Genomic DNA, 13,357 nt, shown 5'->3' with positions numbered 1-13,357 from the left:
CGGTTTCTAATGTGGGGCGGCGGCGGGCCCCGCCCGCCCGTGGATCAGGCGAGCCAGAAGATCAGGCCGGAGATCGCAAAACCCATCAGGCCGACGATCGTCTGCATCACGGTCCAGGTCTTCAGCGTCGTCTTGACGTCCATCCCGAAGAAACGACCCACCAGCCAGAAGCCGGAATCGTTCACGTGGCTGAGCATCACCGAGCCGGCAGCCAGCGACAGAACGAAGGCCGCAAGTTCGACACTGCCGTAGCCTGCCGCAGCCACGGCAGGCTGGACAAGGCCGGCCGAGGTGATCAACGCAACGGTGGCCGACCCTTGTGCGATACGAAGCGCCGTGGCAATGATGAAGCCGGCCACGAAGAGCGGCAGGCCAATGCCGTCCAGCGCCGAGGCCAGGGCGTCACCGATACCGGACGCACGCAGCACGCCGCCGAACATGCCGCCCGCGCCGGTGATCAGGATGATCGAGCACACCGGGCCAAGGGCGGAATCCAGAATACCCTCGATCTTCTTGCCGTCCTGACCGCGCCGGATGCCGATGACGTACGCGGCGACGAGGACGGAGATCAACAGTGCAACGGGCGTCGCGCCGATGGTCCGCGCCAGCGCGAACCACGTCGCCTGTCCGTCTACCCAGCCGGCAGCGCGTGCATAATCCAGGCCCGTGTTCAGGAAGATCAGCAACAGCGGCAACAGCAACAGCAGGATCACGGTGGACGGCTTCGGCGCCGGCCCGGCCCGCTCTTCGCGCGGCCCGCCGGACAGGATGTCGGGCACCGGCAGCACGATGCGGCGTCCGATCCACTGGCCGAAGATCTGCCCTGCGACAATCCAGATCGGCACGGCCACGAGCAGGCCGACCACGATCAGCATGCCGACATCCGCCCCCAGCAGTTCGGATGCCGCGACCGGGCCCGGATGCGGGGGGACGAAGACGTGCATCACCGAGAAAGCCGCCGCCACCGGCATGCCGTAGAGCAGCAGGCCGCCGCCGAGACGGCGCGCGATGGTGAAGACGACCGGCAGCATCACGACCAGACCGGCATCGAAGAAGATCGGAAAACCGAAGATCAGGGATGCGATGCCGAGGGCGAGCGGCGCGCGCTTCTCTCCGAACCGGGCCACCAATGCGTTGGCGAGCGATTCCGCGCCGCCGGAAATCTCCAGAAGGCGCCCCAGCATGGCGCCCAGCGCAACCAGCAGCGCAACACCGCCGAGCGTCGACCCGAAGGCCTGCGTCAATGTCTGGACGATGGCGGCAGGCGGGATACCCGCGACGAGAGCCGTCAGCAGGCTGACGAGGATCAGCGCGATGAAGGCGTGGATATTGAACCTTATGATCAGGACGAGCAGCAGCGCGATCGCCGCTGCCACGATGGACAGGAGTGTCCCCGCCCCCAACGTCTGCTCGAAACCTTCCATGCCTACTCCCCTAAGCCGGCGGCCCGAACCACTGCAGGCACAACCCAGAAAGGATGCCCTATTTCACTGCCGCCAAGGTGACAACCGCATTCCTGCCATTTATCTACAAAGCATGACGACTCGCCCCGGTGAAACCATAGCTGCGCGCATCGAGCGGACGCTGGCCGAGCGCATCGTTTCCGGGGTGCTGGGCGCCGGCGAGAAGCTGCGGCAGGAGCGCGTGGCCGAAGAATTCTCGGCCAGCCATGTGCCGGTGCGGGAGGCCTTCCGGCGGCTGGAAGCGCGCGGCCTCGTGGCAAGCACGCCGCGCCGCGGGGTGCGCGTGGCCGGCTTTACCCAGGCCGAGATACGCGAGGTTGCCGAAATGCGGGCGGTGCTCGAGGCGCTTGCCCTGCGGCACGCGATCCCTCACCTGACCCGCGCCATCCTGGATCGCGCCGAAGAGATAAACCAGGCCGCGGAGGCGGCCGGCGACGTCCATGTGTGGGAAGAGTGCAACCGCCGCTTCCACCGCACGCTGGCGGAGCCTTGCCGCATGCCGCGCCTTCTGCGGTCCATCGACGATCTGCAGGCCGCGAGCGCGCGGTTTCTCTTCTCCGGCTGGCGGGCGGAATGGGAGGCCCCCACCGACCGGGACCACAAGGCGATCCTGAACGCCCTGCGCGAGGGTCGATCGGAGCTTGCAGTCGCGCTTCTTGCCAAACACGTGAACTGGACCGGGTGACCGGTTTGGGGATGCAGCCATGCGGCCTGCGCCCTTGTCAGTTTACGATGCGCCCTAGGTGTCCTCTGGCCGGCCCCCATTTTGCCGCAATTGGCGTGGGCCAGAATACAGGATTTCCGCATCGGCATGAGCTCCCAGACTTCGACCATCAACAAACCGGTCTTCTTCATCTCCAGCGCGATCATCATCGTCATGGTGATGATCGGCATCGTCTTCCCCACCGACGCGGACAGAATCTTCACGACCGCGCAAAGCTGGGTGCTGGATACGTTCGGCTGGTTCTACCTTCTGTCCGTCGGCATCTTCCTCTTCTTTGCGCTGTACCTCGCGGTGAGCCGCTTCGGCGATCTCAAGCTGGGCAATGACGATGCGGACCCCGATTATCCCTATCTGACATGGCTTGCGATGCTGTTTGCCGCCGGCATGGGCATTGGCTTGATGTTCTATGCGGTGGCGGAGCCGATCCTGCATTACTCCGTGCCGCCCGAAGCCCAGCCGAGCACCATCGAGGCAGCGCGGCAGGCCATGGCCATCACGTACTTCCACTGGGGTGTGCATGCCTGGGCCATCTATGCGGTCGTCGGTCTTTCGCTGGCCTACTTCTCGTTCCGCTACAACCTGCCGCTGACCATCCGATCCGGCTTCTATCCGCTGCTGCAGGAGCGGATAAACGGACCGTTGGGCCATGCCGTCGACATCTTCGCGATCTGCGGCACCCTGTTCGGCATCGCCACTTCGCTCGGCCTTGGCGTGCTGCAGATCAATGCCGGCCTGAACTATCTCCTGGACGTGCCGCAAACCCCGACGATACAGGTCATCCTGATCGCCGTCGTAACGGCTTTGGCGACGTTATCGGTGGTCTCGGGCCTCGATGTCGGCATCCGCCGCCTGTCGGAAGGCAATTTGATCGTCGCCGTCATCCTGATGCTCTTCGTTCTGGTGATGGGCCCGACGGAATTCATCTTCCGCGCCTTCGTGCAGAATATCGGCACCTATCTCGACACGATCCTGCAACGTACGTTCACGCTCTACGCCTACGAGCCGCGCGACTGGGTCAGCAACTGGACATTGTTCTACTGGGCCTGGTGGATATCCTGGTCTCCGTTCGTCGGCATGTTCATCGCCCGCATCTCGCGCGGGCGGACCGTGCGCGAGTTCATCGTCGGCGTACTCTTCGTACCCTCGGCCTTCACGTTTTTCTGGATGGCGGTCTTCGGCAACACAGCGATCAGCCTCGACATGGGCGTGGCCAACGGCGCCATTTCCGCCGCCGTGGGCGCCGATATCTCGGTGGCGCTGTTCCAGTTCTTCGAATACCTGCCGCTGACGGTCCTGACCTCGACGCTCGGGGTCATCCTCGTCGCCGTCTTCTTCGTCACCTCGTCGGACTCCGGATCGATGGTCGTCGACACGATCGCTTCCGGCGGCACCAACGAGACGCCGCTCTGGCAGCGGATCTACTGGTGCGGGCTCGAAGGTCTTGTCGCAGCCCTGCTGCTTCTGGCCGGCGGACTGACAGCACTGCAGACGATGACGCTGATCAGCGCCCTCCCCTTTGCCGTCATCCTGCTGCTGCTCGCCTTCGGCCTCATCAAGGGCATGAAGGCCGACGTCGCCCGGGCGACCATGCGCCAGCACGCACAGCCGGCCATTCCGGCACGCAGCATGAACTGGCAGGAGCGCCTGCAGTGGATGCTGGCGGAGCCGTCGAGGGATGATGTCGTCCGGTTCATCGACAAAACGGTCGAACCGGCCCTTCAGGATGTGAAGGATGCCCTCAACGCGCGCGGCGTCGATGCGGATGTCACCCGCTCGCCGGAGGACGGCGGCGCCGTGCTGACGGTCGCTTCCAACGCGACGCGTAACTTCCTGTACGGTGTCCATCCGGAAACGCATCTCGCCATCGCCTTCTCGGCGGCCGAGGTGACCCGGCCCGAGCGGAAACGCTCGCAGGTATGGCTTGCGCGGACGTTCTTTTCCGACAACAGCCGTGGCTACGACGTCATGGGGTTCAAGCGGGAAGAGATACAGGCCGATGTGCTGGCCCAGTTCGAGGCTTATCAGTTGCTGACAAGCGCACCGGCCACGGCGCTCTACGCGACCGCGCCTGACCCCGAATAGGCCGGCAACGCCCTTTCGAGGCTGGCGAATATCCTGTCGTCGCCACATTGGGCGACATTGAACCGCATGAACCGGGATGCGCCCCCGGTAACGCTGAAGGCGTTGCCGGGGGCCAGCACGATGCCGTCGCCAAGGCATTGCGCTGCGATGCGCCCTGCATCCACCCCGTGCGGCAGGCGGCACCAGACAAACATGCCTGCGCGCGGACGCAGGTCTACCGTCAGTCCAAGCGCTTCCAGCCGCGCGACGGTCCGGTCCATGGCGCGGCCGAGTTTGCGGCGCACGTCTTCCATGTGCCGGCGGTAAGCGCCATCGGACAGCGTTGCAAGAAGCAATGCGGCCGCCATCCGCCCACCGCCGAAGCTCGTCGCGATCTTCATGTCGATCAGGCTGTCCAGCCAGTCGGCCCGCGCCGCGACATAACCGCAGCGGACCGAAGCCGACACGCTTTTGGAGAAACTGCCGATGCAGATGACGCGGTCCAGTCCGTCCAGCGCGGCGAGCCGCGTTGCCGGCTCCTGTTCGAAGTCGCCGAAGATGTCGTCCTCCACGATCGTCATCCGGGCCTTGTCCGCAAGCGTCAGCACCTTGTGCGCAGTCGCCGGGGAAAGCGTTGCGCCCGTTGGATTATGGATCGCCGAATTGGTGATGTAGAGGCGCGGCCGCTCACGCGCGATGACGGATTCCATCGCCGCGGCATCCGGTCCGTCCGGGCCGTAGGGCACGCCGACGATACGCGCGCGATGCGCCCGCAGCAGCGCATGGAAATTGAAGTAGCAGGGATCGTCCACCAGAACGGCGTCGCCAGGCTCGATCAGCAGGCGACAGACGAGGTCGATCGCCTGCGTGCCCGACTCCGTCAGCATGATCCGGTCGCTCGCGGCCGGAATCGCAAGACCGAGCAAGCGCCGGGCGAGCAGCGCGCGCAGCCGCTCCGAGCCGAGCGGCGAGCCATACTCGGCAAGGTCCACGGCATCGCCGCGCGCGATCTTGCGCAAGGCGCGGCGCAAGCCGCTTTCGAACATCCAGTCCGCAGGCAGCCATCCGCATCCGGGCATCAACGTTCCGGGCGCCGCCTCCAGCGACTGGCGCGATATCCAGAAGGGGTCGATCGCCCTGTCCCGCCGTGGAGCCACCGCCTTGAGGATCAGCGGTGCGGCGGATGCCGCAACATAGAAGCCCGATCCCGGCCGGGAAAGGATGAGCCCTTCCGCCACCAGTCTCTCATAAGCCTCCACGACGGTCGAAACGGAAACGCCTGACGCCTTCGCCTCCGCCCGCACCGACGGCAGCCGCGCGCCCGCAGGAAGGCTGCGTCCGTCGATGCGCGCGCGCACCGATTCCATGACCTTCGCCGTTTGTCCGCCCGCCATCCGTGCTGCCTTTCGAACCAATACAGTTTTGCAAAATCGTACCGTATTGTGCCTGTGCCGCATTGGCCAGCCCCGCTATTGAGGGCGGCATGGGCAAACGGGGGTTCTCCATGGGCGGCGATCGGTTGCAAGGCCTTCTCAACGGTTTCATAGGCGTCGCGATCTTTGCCGGGTCGCTGCCGGCGACGCGGATCGCGGTATCGGCCTTCGACCCGCTGTTCCTGACCACGGCGCGGGCATCCATCGCCGGGCTGTGCGCCTGCGCCTTGCTTGCCCTGGCTCATGCGCGCGCGCCGGAAAAAGGCGATATCGCTTCGCTGGCCATCGTGGCCCTGGGTGTCGTCATCGGCTTTCCGCTCCTGACCGCGCTCGCGCTGGGCCAGGTGACGTCGGCGCATTCCATCGTCTTCGTCGGGTTGCTGCCGCTCGCCACCTCGATCTTCGCCGTATTCCGGGCGGGCGAGCTGCCACGGCCGGCCTATTGGTTCTTTTCGTGCCTGGGCAGTGCCTTCGTCGTCGGTTTCGCACTCATGCAGGGGTTTTCCGGCCTGTCTTCGGCCGATGGCTACATGGTTGCGGCCATCGTGCTGTGCGCACTCGGCTATGCGGAAGGGGCCCGGCTGGCCCGTCGCATGGGCGGCTGGCAGGTCATCTCGTGGGCGCTGGCCCTCGCCCTGCCGCCAATGCTCGTGGCGAGCGCGATGCGGTGGCCTGCCAGCCTTTCCGGCGTATCGCCGGGGGCCTGGGCGAGCCTCGCTTACGTGTCGCTCTTCTCGATGCTGATCGGCTTCGTCTTCTGGTATCGCGGCCTTGCGCAGGGTGGCGTGGCCGCAGTCGGCCAGTTGCAGCTTCTGCAGCCCTTCATGGGCCTGGCGCTGGCCGGCCTGCTGCTGGGCGAAGCCGTCAGCCCGGCCATGTTGCTGTCCACCCTCGGCGTGGTCCTGTGCGTCGCCGGTGCCCGGCGCTTCGCAGCTTAGCCACCGCTCCGCGAAACGACGCCGGCGACGATGCGGGCGGTTTCGTCCCAACCCGTCAGGGCAGCCCCATGGCGGTGGCCGGCTTCGGCCATGGCACGGCGCAGAGGCTGATCTTCGAGCAGCCGGCGCAGCGCCGCGGCAAAGGCAAGCGGATCGTCCGACGGCACCAGCAGTCCGGCTTCCTCGGGCACCGTTTCCGGAACTGCGCCGACATGGCAGGAGACGATGGGTAGTGCGGACCGCATCGCCTCTGCAAAGACGATGCCGAACCCCTCGTAACGCGTGGCGAGCGCGAAGATGGACGCGGCGCCGTAGAGGTGCGCCAGTTCGTCGTCGGGCACCTCCCCGGCGATGCGCACCCGGCCTGCCAGCCCAGGCTCCTGTTGCAATGCCCGAAGCTCGGCGACCGTTTCGGGATCGTGCTCCCGGCCGACGAGCACGGCCTGCCAGTCGAGGTCGGCTACAGCGCGAAGCGCGGCCAGAAGAACGTCATGCCCCTTGCGACGGGCGAGAATGCCGACCGAAAGGATCAGGGGAGGATGCACCGCACGCCGTTTTCCGAGCGCCATTGGCTCGAGGCCGGGGCGTGCGATGGTCATCCTGTCGGCCGGAACGGCGAAGCGCCCGCGCAGAATGTCGGCAGTATGCGCACTCGGCACGATGACATGCCGCGCGTGGCCGAGATTGGCCCGCTCCCGCGCGATCAGCATCCGGGCGAGATCCGGCGCCAAACCCGCCTCCATCCCGATCGGATGATGCACCATGGCGATCGAGGGCCGCCGCAGCCGTGCAAGCTCTGCCGTATCCAGAGCCCCGAAGGCAAGGCCGTCGACGATCAGCATTTCATCGCTCGGCACGGCCCGCAGCAGGGACAGCGCCGCGCGCATGTCTTCTGCGGATGGATCGGGAAAGGCGCCCGGCAGCGAAATGGCGCGCGCCGCCCATCCCTGCTTCGACATCGCTTCGACGACCCGTCGATCGTAGATCGTTCCGCCTGTGCGCCGGTCGAGCGCGCCGGGTATGGCGAAGGCCACTTTGCCGGGCGACATCAGGACGGCCCCATCCCGACACCGAATGCCCCGATGAACCTGTCGCGGAATGCCTCCATCGGCCACGCCGCCGCCGCCGGGTCCGGCGTCAGGCCCGGGGCCCACCGCCACGAGCCGATGCGCGCCAGAAGACGGTCGGGGCCGAAGACGTGTATCGGGACGTCGAGGGAGTCGATCTGCGAGATGAAACCGGCAGGGGCATGATCGCCCGCCACGATGACCAGCCTGCCGTCCGCCGCGTTCCGGATTGCGAATTCGAATGCAACGGACAAGGAGTAGCCGAGGGCGTCGCGGTACTGGTCGCGGACACGCTCCCGGTCGCGCCAGACGACATCGGGCGGATCCCCGGAACCGGCCCATCGGTCGAATATGCGCCCATCGCCGATCTGCTCGCGCGGCAGGATGGGGGCTATGGGCGTAAATGGTGCGTGAGAGGAGATCAGCACGATCTGGCTGAAACGCGGTTCCGGCAGCCCTTGCGAAAGCCGCTCGAAAGCCTCGAGGGTGAACTGGTCCGGCATGGTCACCCAGTTGAAGGGCTGCCCGCGATAGCCGAGATCGCCGCTCGCAAACAGGCGTTCGAAGCCGATGCGGCGGCTTTCCGGCCATGGCCCGGTGATCGCCGGCATATAGGCCGCCGTGTGATACCCGGCCGTCGCGGCGATCTGGAAAAGCGATCGCCTGCCGCCGGCCAGAAGCCGCTCGTAGCGCCACTGATCGCCGACAGGAAGCCCGAATGCCAGCGTTGCATGGGCAAGCCAGCTTTGCCCGCCGGAGATAGGCGCGGTCAGCCAGCCCGACACCGTCGCGATATCGGCCTTTTCGCCTGCAGCCTGCGCGGCGGCGCGTACGGCATCGTGTGCGGCGGCGAAGCGCGGATTGTCGACACTGGTGCGCCCATAGCTTTCGACGAACACCAGGATGACGTCGCGCCGCTCCAGCCCGTCCAGCGAAGCCGCCTCCAACGGTCGGGCATCATCCCGCGCCGCGCCGTCGAACGCCAGCATCTGCGCCCGAAAGGCCGACAGTTCCGCAACCCTCGATCCGATCGCGGCGGCACCCCCGGGCATGACGATGAGGGCGATCATGGCGGCAAGGCCCGTCAGCGCCGCCCCGGCACGCAAACCGCGCGTAGGCCGCGAATAGCGGGCCGCCAGCGAGAGGCCGGCCCACAGCAGCAGGAACGCGCAAACCGGTGCGACGATGCCGGCCAGCCCGACCACGAGGAAAAGGGGAAGGCTCAGGATGCCGGCAAGGAGGCGTGCGCCCGCCTCCGCCAGATGGATGTCGACGAACGGGTTGAAGGGGCGCCCGTAGGCGGCCGTGACCGCCCGGTCCGCAAGGTCGAGAGCCAGCAGCGACATGAGCGCCAGGGCGACGACCGGCGCGGCCGCACGGCGCCCGCCACGCGGTTGCATGAGGAAAAGGCAGACGCCGAGAATGGACCAGATCGCGTAGAGAGCCATCAGGCGCGACGACGCCGGAGATGGGCGATATCGACGGCGAAGGACGCATAGAGGCATCCGCCGGCCAGCAGCGCCAGCCCATCGACCACGAGGCCGGCGGGCCACGGCGCAACGAGGAGGATGAGCGCGGCTATCTGCAGGACGCAGCAGGCCTTGCGCCGAAAGCTTTGGGGTAAGGCCCCTCGCAGGAAGGGCAGAAAGGCCGCGGCCAGCAGGAAGCCATAGCGTGGCAGGCCCAGCAGCAGCACCTCCGCGCCCGAGCCGGCGGAGCGCCAGGCGACCAGGCAGAGCATCAGCGCCAGGAAACTGTCGACCTCCATGTCGTACCGCGCGCCGAACCGTGAGACCAGGCCGTCGCGGCGCGCCAGCCATCCGTCGATGCCGTCCAGCAGCAGGCTGACGGTCGCCACGGCCACCACGATCCATCGTGCGTCATCCGCGACCGGATGCGCGAGACACGCCGCGAGCGAAACGGCCATCGCGGCGCGCAACTGCGTGACCAGGTTGCCCCCGCCCAGCCGGTCATAAGGATAGGCAGACCAAAGGCCGTATCCGGCCACGCCCGTGGCCGCACCGTGGAGCACGATGACGATCAGCGTCACGATACCCGGTCGACCTGGCGCCAGCACATGCGCCAGCAAGAGCGCCAGGGCCAGCAGCGGCAGGCTGGCCGACAGGAAACGGATAAGCACGGCCCGCGCCGCCGCCTGCCGATATGCGATTTCCGTGCAGCCGTGTCGCGTGGCATCTTCCATCGACCAAGGCTCATCGCGGAAACCCTGACTTGTCAAGCGCTTGACGGCGTCGGCGAATGCGCGGACCATCGGCCCCGGCCACGAATTCGACGGGACTTGCAGGGAGGAGGCAGGTGCGATGGATGAGGGCGTATCGTCCTACCGGGGCCCGGCGCGGGTGCTGCACTGGCTGGTGGCGCTGCTTGTCTTCGCGACGATCCCCGCCGGCTTCGTGATGGCCGGCAATGACGTGTCGAGAAGCCTTCGGGACATGCTGTACGTCTTTCACAAGAATACCGGCGTCCTGATCCTTCTGCTGGTCGCATGCCGGCTGGCCTATCGATTTGCCCGCCCCGCGCCGCCGTTGCCCGCCTCGATGCCGGCATGGCAGGTGGCCACAGCCCGCGCCACCCATGCCGCGCTTTATACGCTGCTGGTCGTCATGGCGCTGAGCGGCTACGCCTACGTCAAGGCGGGCGGCTATCCGATCGAAGTGCTGGATGCCTTGGGCATCCCGCCATTCGTACCCCGTTCGGACGCTCTGTCCGGCATGGCGCAGTCCCTGCACATTGCCGCCAGGACGGTCCTGATCGCGCTCATCGCCATCCATGTGGCCGCAGCGCTCCACCACGGCATCGTGCGGCGCGACGGCGTCCTGTGGCGGATGCGGCCGTGGTGATGCAGTTCAGCGCAAGTCCGGGCGGACGGCGTCGAGCGTGCCCCCGGTTGCCTGGGCCGCAGCGTCGAACTGATCGCCGAGGTTGCGGCGCGTCGTTGGATCCACCACCGAGATCGGTACGCTTAAGGCGGCAGAGGCCGTCTGCCCCACAGCCTGCGTGGCGCCTACCGCCACCGCGCCGATCGCCTCGCCCAGGCCGACGCGCGAATCCGTCACCGTCTGGCCGTTGACAAGGCGCTGGCCGATCAGTTGCACCACTTGCGGGCTCGTGGCGAAGCGCGAATGGTTGAGGAAATCCGCCCCGCCCTGCCCGGTCAGGTCGTAGACGTCGATGCCTGCCAGTTCGAACTCCGTGCGGTAGGGCTCCATCGCCGGGTTCACCGCGCCCAGCCGGCCGCGATTGCCCGAGATGATCCGGCTGACGGCCAAGGCCCTGTCGTCCGTCGAGACGAAGATGGTGAATTTCGGACGGTGGTCGCCGAATTGCTGCCATTGCTTGCGGAAGACGTCGATGTCGATGTCGGGCGACGCCAGGATGACGTTGGTGATTTTCGGAGCGATTTGCCCGTCGCGAATGGCCATCTGGCGAAGCGCCTCGACGGCCAGCCACGTTCCCATGGAGTGCGCCATGATGGTGATCTCGCCGACATGCCTGTCGTCCGACAGGGCTTTCATCAACTGCTCCAGCGCATCGCGGGAATAGTTGGTGCTCTCCTTGTCGTAATTGTAGCCGAAGACGCTGGCGCGGGACGGCCATGTAAACAGGACCGGCGTAACCTCCGACCTGGAGTCATGGATGAGTTGAGCGTAGCGGTAGACCGAATCCTCGAAGCGGTTGTTGAATCCGTGAACGAAGACCATGACGTTGCGGCTGGGCCCCAGATTGTCATGCATCCATCTGCGGCTTTGGCTGACGGACAGCCGTTCCGCCCTGAGCGTCGCGAAATCCGTTGCCGGGTTGGGCGGCAGGCGGCGGGGCCACTGCACCTCGCCTATACGCCTGCTTCCATCCGGCGGGATGGAGATGTCAATGTCGGTGAGGCTCAGCTCGGGCCCGCGTTCGCCGGAATAGAGATAGGCCGGATCTTCGACCGCTTCGCGCGTGGTGGCCACGAGCATGTCCACCTTGGTCGCTCCGTAAACGGCGGGGTCGACGGCCACGGGCGCCAGAACACCGCCCGGGGCCCCGGCGCAACCGGCCAGAAGGACCATGGATAACAGGGCCGCCGCACGGGCCGGGCTGTGTCGAACGGTCTGCACGCGTGTCGTCCCCTCGTCTTGTCGGCGGCGTCAGCTTTTCGGTTCGCCTTGCCTTGTATCGAAGGCGACGACGGCGCGCGTGCCGGCGCCGACTTCGGCGTAGATCAGCTTGCTGTCCAGGCTGCGCGTCAGCGCTACGATGATCCGCGCGCCGAGGCCCGTGCCCTGGATCTGCCCTTCGCCGCGCCAGCCGATGCCGTCATCCTCGACCGACAGTTCGGCCATCCCCTCATCCATCTTCGCCAACCGCACACGGATATCGCCCTTCTTGTCAGGATAGGCGTATTTGATCGCGTTCGTCACCAGTTCGGTCGTGATCACGCCGATCGACACGGCCTTGTCCGGTGAAACGTTGATCGGATCGGCCTCGAAGCGGATGGGCGTCTTGTGCAGGTCGTCGGCCATGGACATGGTGAGTTCGCCCACCAGCCGGCCGAGATAGGTCTGCAGATCGACGCTGCGGACATCTTCGGATGTGTAGAGGCTGCGGTGCAGATTGGCGATCGCCGTGATGCGGGCCTGCACCTCGGTCAACGCCTCCCGTATGGCGGGGTCTTCGGTGCCGTTGGTCTGCATGCGCACGAGAGAGCCGACGAGCGCCAGGCTGTTGGCCACCCTGTGGTTCACCTCGGCCAGCATGGCCACGGCGCGGTCGCGGGCCTCGCGCACCTCCTGCTCGGCTCTTTCCTTGGCGCGCCTCAGCGTCGCCTTTTCCACCGAAGCGCGGATGGCGCTGGCCAACAGCAGCTCGAACTCCGATCCGACCGTCTTGACCACGTAATCCACCGCGCCGGCCTTCAACGCGTCCACGGCGATGGACAGCTCGGTGGATGCCGTCACGTAGACCGCGGGCGGCGCGTTTTCCATGCCGCTCATGTCGTTCAGGATATCCAGCCCGGACCCCGAGCCGAGGTCATGATCCAGGATGACGGCAGAAAAATCGCGTTCGTTCAGGAGTTGCACACCCGTTGCGGCATCGGACGCGTGCACAACGGCTATGCCGTGGCGGCCCAGCATTCGCTGGGCGAGACGGCCGGCCGCGACGTCGTCGTCTATGTACAGAACTGTGACGCCGGCTTCGGCCGGCTGGCTCCCGCCCGCGGCCATCGTCATTCCGTTTCCGGTACCTGCATGACCGAGAAGAACAGGCCGAGCTGCCGGATGGCGTTGGCGAAGCCTTCGTAATCGACCGGCTTGGTGATGTAGACATTGGCGCCGAGATCGTAGCAGCGCTGAATCTCGCGGCTGTCGTCGGTCGTCGTCAGCACGATCACGGGCGAGCGCTTGGTGTGCGCGTTCGCCTTCACCTTTTCCAGGATGTCGACCCCGCCCATGTCCGGCAGGTTCAGGTCGAGCAGGATGAGAAGGTGCCGTCCGGCACTGTCCTCGCCCGAGCCGTCGGCGCCGAACAGGAACGACAGCGCGTCCGTGCCGTTGCCGAACGGCAGGATCTCGTTGTTGACGCCGGCGCGCCGGATGTTCTTCTCGATCAGCCGGGCATGGCCCTCGTCGTCCTCGATCATCACGATCTGGACAGGCTTTGCGGTCCT

Annotated in this window: 12 protein-coding genes; 4 read left to right on the top strand and 8 right to left on the bottom strand. The window is 66.4% G+C overall.

Going from position 1 to position 13,357, the window contains the following annotated elements:
- Positions 1-44 precede the first annotated feature (44 nt).
- Entirely contained in the window at positions 45-1,424 is a 1,380-nt protein-coding gene (locus NDN16_RS11860) for a GntP family permease (protein WP_251113790.1), read from the bottom strand.
- A gap of 112 nt (positions 1,425-1,536) precedes the next feature.
- Between NDN16_RS11860 and NDN16_RS11855 the strand changes: the two genes are divergently transcribed.
- Both NDN16_RS11855 and NDN16_RS11850 read left to right on the top strand, forming a co-directional pair.
- Positions 1,537-2,148: a GntR family transcriptional regulator gene (locus NDN16_RS11855; protein WP_251113789.1), complete on the top strand. Its 612-nt coding sequence runs from the start codon at positions 1,537-1,539 to the stop codon at positions 2,146-2,148.
- A 126-nt stretch (positions 2,149-2,274) separates the two neighbouring features.
- A complete protein-coding gene (locus NDN16_RS11850; RefSeq protein WP_251113788.1) occupies positions 2,275-4,269 on the top strand; it encodes a BCCT family transporter in 1,995 nt (664 codons plus the stop codon).
- On the opposite strand, the gene NDN16_RS11845 is transcribed toward NDN16_RS11850, so the two are convergent.
- Complete coding sequence (locus NDN16_RS11845) at positions 4,242-5,663, bottom strand: PLP-dependent aminotransferase family protein (protein ID WP_251113787.1); 1,422 nt, start codon at positions 5,661-5,663, stop codon at positions 4,242-4,244. The two genes, NDN16_RS11850 and NDN16_RS11845, sit on opposite strands and share 28 nt — an antisense overlap.
- Positions 5,664-5,731: 68 nt before the next feature.
- On the opposite strand from NDN16_RS11845, the gene NDN16_RS11840 reads away from it, so the two are divergent.
- Entirely contained in the window at positions 5,732-6,619 is an 888-nt protein-coding gene (locus NDN16_RS11840) for a DMT family transporter (RefSeq protein ID WP_251113786.1), read from the top strand.
- Here NDN16_RS11840 and NDN16_RS11835 read toward each other — a convergent pair.
- Genes NDN16_RS11835 through NDN16_RS11825 form a run of 3 tightly spaced genes read right to left on the bottom strand, consistent with a single transcriptional unit; the run spans position 6,616 to position 9,889 of the window.
- On the bottom strand, positions 6,616-7,668 hold the full coding sequence (locus NDN16_RS11835; RefSeq protein WP_251113785.1) for a glycosyltransferase family 4 protein: 1,053 nt from the start codon (positions 7,666-7,668) through the stop codon (positions 6,616-6,618). The genes NDN16_RS11840 and NDN16_RS11835 overlap by 4 nt on opposite strands.
- Positions 7,668-9,134, bottom strand: coding sequence for a sulfatase-like hydrolase/transferase (locus NDN16_RS11830; RefSeq protein WP_251113784.1), 1,467 nt, complete (start codon positions 9,132-9,134; stop codon positions 7,668-7,670). Before NDN16_RS11830 ends, NDN16_RS11835 begins: the two co-directional genes overlap by 1 nt.
- A complete protein-coding gene (locus NDN16_RS11825; protein ID WP_251113783.1) occupies positions 9,134-9,889 on the bottom strand; it encodes a CDP-alcohol phosphatidyltransferase family protein in 756 nt (251 codons plus the stop codon). The genes NDN16_RS11830 and NDN16_RS11825 overlap by 1 nt, the downstream gene beginning before the upstream one ends.
- A gap of 118 nt (positions 9,890-10,007) precedes the next feature.
- Here NDN16_RS11825 and NDN16_RS11820 point away from each other — a divergent pair, with 118 nt between their 5' ends.
- Positions 10,008-10,547: a cytochrome b gene (locus NDN16_RS11820; RefSeq protein ID WP_251113782.1), complete on the top strand. Its 540-nt coding sequence runs from the start codon at positions 10,008-10,010 to the stop codon at positions 10,545-10,547.
- Between the two features lie 6 nt (positions 10,548-10,553).
- Here the strand turns inward: NDN16_RS11820 and NDN16_RS11815 are convergent, their stop codons facing one another.
- The 3 genes from NDN16_RS11815 to NDN16_RS11805 form a co-directional block, all read right to left on the bottom strand.
- Entirely contained in the window at positions 10,554-11,759 is a 1,206-nt protein-coding gene (locus NDN16_RS11815; RefSeq protein ID WP_251113903.1) for an alpha/beta hydrolase, read from the bottom strand.
- A 78-nt stretch (positions 11,760-11,837) separates the two neighbouring features.
- Positions 11,838-12,920 (bottom strand): sensor histidine kinase, encoded by a 1,083-nt coding sequence (locus NDN16_RS11810; protein ID WP_251113781.1) that lies wholly within the window; start codon positions 12,918-12,920, stop codon positions 11,838-11,840.
- Positions 12,917-13,330, bottom strand: a complete 414-nt coding sequence (locus tag NDN16_RS11805) for a response regulator (protein ID WP_251113902.1) — start codon at positions 13,328-13,330, stop codon at positions 12,917-12,919. The genes NDN16_RS11810 and NDN16_RS11805 overlap by 4 nt, the downstream gene beginning before the upstream one ends.
- Between the last annotated feature and the right edge of the window lie 27 nt (positions 13,331-13,357).

Origin of the sequence: Aureimonas altamirensis, assembly GCF_023702225.1 — a bacterium.
Taxonomy (GTDB): Bacteria; Pseudomonadota; Alphaproteobacteria; order Rhizobiales; family Rhizobiaceae; genus Aureimonas; species Aureimonas altamirensis_B.
This window is presented reverse-complemented; position numbering and strand designations above follow the sequence as displayed.

Excerpts from the sequence above, each read along its gene's own strand:
- NDN16_RS11860 (WP_251113790.1), bottom strand. The coding sequence starts at position 1,424 with ATGGAAGGTTTCGAGCAGACGTTGGGGGCGGGGACACTCCTGTCCATC.
- NDN16_RS11855 (WP_251113789.1), top strand. The coding sequence starts at position 1,537 with ATGACGACTCGCCCCGGTGAAACCATAGCTGCGCGCATCGAGCGGACG.
- NDN16_RS11850 (WP_251113788.1), top strand. The coding sequence starts at position 2,275 with ATGAGCTCCCAGACTTCGACCATCAACAAACCGGTCTTCTTCATCTCC.
- NDN16_RS11840 (WP_251113786.1), top strand. The coding sequence starts at position 5,732 with ATGGGCAAACGGGGGTTCTCCATGGGCGGCGATCGGTTGCAAGGCCTT.
- NDN16_RS11835 (WP_251113785.1), bottom strand. The coding sequence starts at position 7,668 with ATGTCGCCCGGCAAAGTGGCCTTCGCCATACCCGGCGCGCTCGACCGG.
- NDN16_RS11830 (WP_251113784.1), bottom strand. The coding sequence starts at position 9,134 with ATGGCTCTCTACGCGATCTGGTCCATTCTCGGCGTCTGCCTTTTCCTC.
- NDN16_RS11825 (WP_251113783.1), bottom strand. The coding sequence starts at position 9,889 with ATGGAAGATGCCACGCGACACGGCTGCACGGAAATCGCATATCGGCAG.
- NDN16_RS11820 (WP_251113782.1), top strand. The coding sequence starts at position 10,008 with ATGGATGAGGGCGTATCGTCCTACCGGGGCCCGGCGCGGGTGCTGCAC.
- NDN16_RS11815 (WP_251113903.1), bottom strand. The coding sequence starts at position 11,759 with ATGGTCCTTCTGGCCGGTTGCGCCGGGGCCCCGGGCGGTGTTCTGGCG.
- NDN16_RS11810 (WP_251113781.1), bottom strand. The coding sequence starts at position 12,920 with ATGACGATGGCCGCGGGCGGGAGCCAGCCGGCCGAAGCCGGCGTCACA.
- NDN16_RS11805 (WP_251113902.1), bottom strand. The coding sequence starts at position 13,330 with ATGATCGAGGACGACGAGGGCCATGCCCGGCTGATCGAGAAGAACATC.